This is a genomic window from Mesorhizobium sp. M1A.F.Ca.IN.020.03.2.1 (assembly GCF_004023205.1).
GTDB lineage: Bacteria > Pseudomonadota > Alphaproteobacteria > Rhizobiales > Rhizobiaceae > Mesorhizobium.
The window spans coordinates 1-4,088 of record NZ_RZSV01000350.1; the positions used below are offsets into that span (position 1 = coordinate 1).

Here is a 4,088-nt window from a genome sequence, read left to right on the forward strand (position 1 = left end):
GTCTACCAGGACCATCGTGGAAGCCGCCGAAACGACGCTCAAGAACGGCAGCCCGAAGCGGATCGGTCCGTTCGCGGTGCCGAAGGCGATGTCGTCGACCGCTTCGGCCACCTTGGCCACCTGGTTCAAGATCCACGGCGTGAATTACTCGATCTCGTCCGCCTGCTCGACCTCCGCGCACTGCATCGGCAATGCCTGTGAGCTGATCCAGTGGGGCAAGCAGGATATGATGTTCGCCGGCGGCCACGAGGATCTCGACTGGACGATGTCGGACCTGTTCGACGCCATGGGCGCCATGTCGTCGAAATTCAACGACAAGGCATCGGCCGCTTCGCGCGCCTATGATGTCAACCGCGACGGCTTCGTCATCGCCGGCGGCGCGGGCGTTCTGGTGCTGGAAGAGCTGGAGCACGCCAAGGCGCGCGGCGCCAAGATCTATGCCGAGATCGTCGGCTACGGCGCGACCTCCGACGGCTACGACATGGTGGCGCCGTCCGGCGAAGGCGCCGTGCGCTGCATGCGGCAGGCGCTTGCAACCGTCTCGACGCCGGTCGACTACATCAACACGCACGGCACATCGACGCCGGTCGGCGATTCCAAGGAAATGGGCGCCATCCGCGAGGTGTTCGGCGACCAGATGCCGTATATCACCTCGACCAAGTCGCTGACCGGCCATTCGCTCGGCGCCGCAGGCGTCCAGGAATCGATCTACTCCATCCTGATGATGCAGGGCGGCTTCATCGGCGAGAGCGCCCATATCGAGGAGCTCGATCCCGAATTCGAGGGCATGCCGATCGTGCGCAAGCGCATCGACAACGCCAAGATCGACACCGTCCTGTCCAACTCCTTCGGTTTCGGTGGCACCAACGCAACGCTGATTTTCCAGCGCTATTCCGCATAAGGATTGCCTTTTATGGAAGGGTTGATGAAGGGCAAGCGCGGGCTTGTCATGGGGGTCGCCAACGATCATTCGATCGCCTGGGGCATCGCCAGGAAATTGTCCGAACACGGGGCGGAACTCGCCTTCACCTATCAGGGCGACGCCTTCGGGCGGCGGGTCAAGCCGCTGGCCGAGAAGCTCGGTGCCTCGCTGGTCGTGCCTTGCGACGTCGAGGACAGCGCCTCGGTCACCGCAACCTTCCAGACGCTTCGCGAAGCCTGGGACGGCCTGGATTTCGTCGTTCACGCCATCGGCTTCTCCGACAAGAACGAGCTCAAGGGCCTCTACGCCGACACCAGCCGCGACAACTTCGTCCGCACGATGGTGATCTCCTGCTATTCCTTTACCGAGATCGCCCGCAATGCCGCCGCGCTGATGACGAACGGCGGCTCGATGATCACGCTGACCTATGCCGGGTCGGTGCGGGTCATGCCGAACTACAACGTCATGGGCGTCGCCAAGGCCGGACTCGAGGCGAGCGTGCGCTATCTCGCCAACGATTACGGCCCGCGCGGCATTCGGGTGAACGGCATCTCGGCAGGACCGGTGCGGACGCTCGCCGGCTCAGGCGTATCCGACGCACGCCACATGTTCTCTTATCAGCAGCGCAATTCGCCGCTACGGCGCACCGTCACCATCGACGAGGTTGGCGGCTCGGCGCTCTACCTGCTGTCCGATCTGTCTTCGGGAGTCACAGGCGAGATCCACTATGTCGATTCCGGCTATCACATCGTCTCCATGCCGACGCTAGAGGAACTGAAGCAGAACGACGGCCCCCGCGAATAATTCGCTAACGAAAAAAGCACCTTCCAGTAAAATTGGAGGCATTGGCGGAAACCCATTTTAAGGAGGTATCCGCTAAACGGCCCTGTAGTTCAGGGACCTTGCATGTCTGCAGTCAGCAACCCGAAGCGAACACCGCTGTTCCGGCTGATCACCATCGCCAGCTCGGCCATGGGCAGTTTTATCCTCGGACTCTGGGGGTTGCGCTTCGGCTTCGGCGACGGCCTGGCCGGCATGTCTGCCGGGACGATGGCGGCTATCATCGCCGCGCTCTGTGCCCTTTCCGCCGGCGGCGCCGCGATGTCCTTCTTCGCAGGCATCGATGAATCGGCCGAATACGTCTTCAAGGAAACCCATTTCGACAAGATGACCGGCCTGCTGACGCGCCAGGCGATCGTCGGAAAGGTCGCGGCGGCGGCAGCGGAAACGCTGGAGACCGGCGAACCGGTCTACTTGATCGATATCGACATCGACCGCTTCAAGCAGATCAACGACGCCATCGGCTACAGTCATGGCGACGAGCTGATCCGCGCCTTCACCAAAAGGCTGAAGGAGAGCATGCCGGAGGATGTCGTGATCGGACGGCTCGGCGCCGGCGAATTCGCCGTGCTCTTGCCGGACCGTGAGATCCGGGGATATCTCGAACGGTTCCTCGAAACATTCATCAACCGCATGATGGAGCCCTACCAGCTCCAGACGCATCTGCAGTCGGTCAGCATGTCCGTCGGCATCGTGGCGATGCCGAAGGACGGCGTCGATCCGGTGCTCATCCTTCGCCGTTCGAACCTGGCGCTGCAGAATGCGCGCGCAGGCGGCATCGGCAACTGGTCGGTCTTCCACGCCGACATGGGCCGCGTTGCGGACCACCGGCAATGGATTGAATCGGAGCTGAAAACCGCCTTCGACCGCGGCGACTTCAACCTCCACTACCAGCCGCAATTCGACCTGCAGGGCGGCCGTGTCGTCGGCTATGAAGCGCTGATCCGGTGGAAGCATCCGGAACGCGGCATGATCCCGCCGATGGAATTCATTCCGATCGCCGAGGAAACCGGCATGATCAACCCGATCGGCGAATGGGTGCTGCGCAAGGCTTGCAGCGACGCCCAGTACCTGCCGGAGGATTGCTTCGTCGCCGTCAACATCTCGCCGGTCCAGTTCATGACCAGGGACTTCGTCGGCATCGTGCGCCAGACCATGGCATCGACCGGCATCAAGCCGTCGCGGCTGGAACTCGAAGTCACCGAAACGGCGATGATGCAGGACCGCGACCGCGCGGCCGTCATCCTGCGGCAACTCGCCGAGATGGGCATCTCGGTCGCCGTCGACGATTTCGGCACCGGCTATTCCAACTTGAGCTATCTGATCGACTTCTCGTTCGGCAAGCTGAAGATCGACCGCTCCTTCGTCAGCCGCATCGATACCGATTCCAGCTCGGGCGCTGTCGTCTCGACCATCGTCGGGCTATCGCGGGCGCTCGGCGTCGGCATCATCGCCGAAGGCGTCGAGACCGAGAACCAGGCGACGCTGCTGAGAGCCGCCGGTTGCGAGGTCGTGCAGGGCTATCTGTTCGGCCGCCCCGCGCCGCTCGAGATCGAGCTCGGCGCGTTGCGCCCTGTTCATGCCAGGCGCGAGCCGGCACGCCTCGTCAGCCTGCAGTAGGGCGCTGCATTCTTTTCCTGGAGCAATCACGGGGACGGAAAACCGTCTCACGCGCTTTTCCTGGAGTTGCTTTTAACGCCGCGCCGAAAACACCTTGAACATGCCATCGCGCGCAACCTCGGCGTGACTGGAGAAGGCTCCCGCCAGCACCTGTTGATAGGGCAACTGCCGGTTCGCCACCACGAACAGGCGTCCGCCTGGTTTCAGTGCCTTTGATGCCGCGCGGATCATGCCAGCGCCGATGCCCGGGTCGGCAGCCCTGCCGCTGTGGAAGGGCGGGTTCATGACGATCGCGTCGTAACCTCGCTCGACCGTTTCGGTCAGCAGATCGGTCCAGAAGAAGCGCGGCTCGACAGCGGTTGCGGGGATATTGACCCTTGCCGCCTCCAGGGCCTCGAAATCCGCTTCGTAGAGGTCGAGACCGGACAGCCCTGTCGAGCGTTCCATCACTTCGGCCGCCAGATAGCCCCAGCCGGCACAGAAATCGGCGACATTGCCCGCAAGCCCCTGCGGCAGGCTGTCCAGCAGAAGCTTCGATCCTGCGTCGACCCGATCGAAGGAGAACATGCCGGGCGCGGTGCGGAAGCGGCCTTCGACGACCAGATCGGGGTTGGCGGCGCGAAGCGCCCGGGCCGCATCCATGCCGGCCCGGCGGAACCAGAAGGCGACGCCGTGATGCTTCGGCAGGTGGGCTTCGAGCGGCGAC

General features: G+C 63.3%; 4 protein-coding genes. 3 read left to right on the forward strand and 1 reads right to left on the reverse strand.

All coding sequences use genetic code 11. The features are described from left to right. The 3 genes from EOA79_RS30270 to EOA79_RS30280 all read left to right on the forward strand — a co-directional run. Positions 1-901 (forward strand): beta-ketoacyl synthase N-terminal-like domain-containing protein (locus EOA79_RS30270; protein WP_128293581.1); only part of this gene is annotated, 901 nt, incomplete at its 5' end. 12 nt (positions 902-913) lie between these two features. Further along, positions 914-1,726 carry an enoyl-ACP reductase FabI gene (gene fabI / locus EOA79_RS30275; protein ID WP_095777496.1) on the forward strand — a complete coding sequence of 271 codons (813 nt, stop codon included), beginning with the start codon at positions 914-916 and terminating at the stop codon, positions 1,724-1,726. 102 nt (positions 1,727-1,828) lie between these two features. Beyond that, positions 1,829-3,382, forward strand: coding sequence for a bifunctional diguanylate cyclase/phosphodiesterase (locus tag EOA79_RS30280; protein ID WP_095824222.1), 1,554 nt, complete (start codon positions 1,829-1,831; stop codon positions 3,380-3,382). Between the two features lie 72 nt (positions 3,383-3,454). On the opposite strand, the gene EOA79_RS30285 is transcribed toward EOA79_RS30280, so the two are convergent. Beyond that, the coding region (locus EOA79_RS30285) for a class I SAM-dependent methyltransferase (RefSeq protein ID WP_164894014.1) at positions 3,455-4,088 on the reverse strand (634 nt) is incomplete at its 5' end.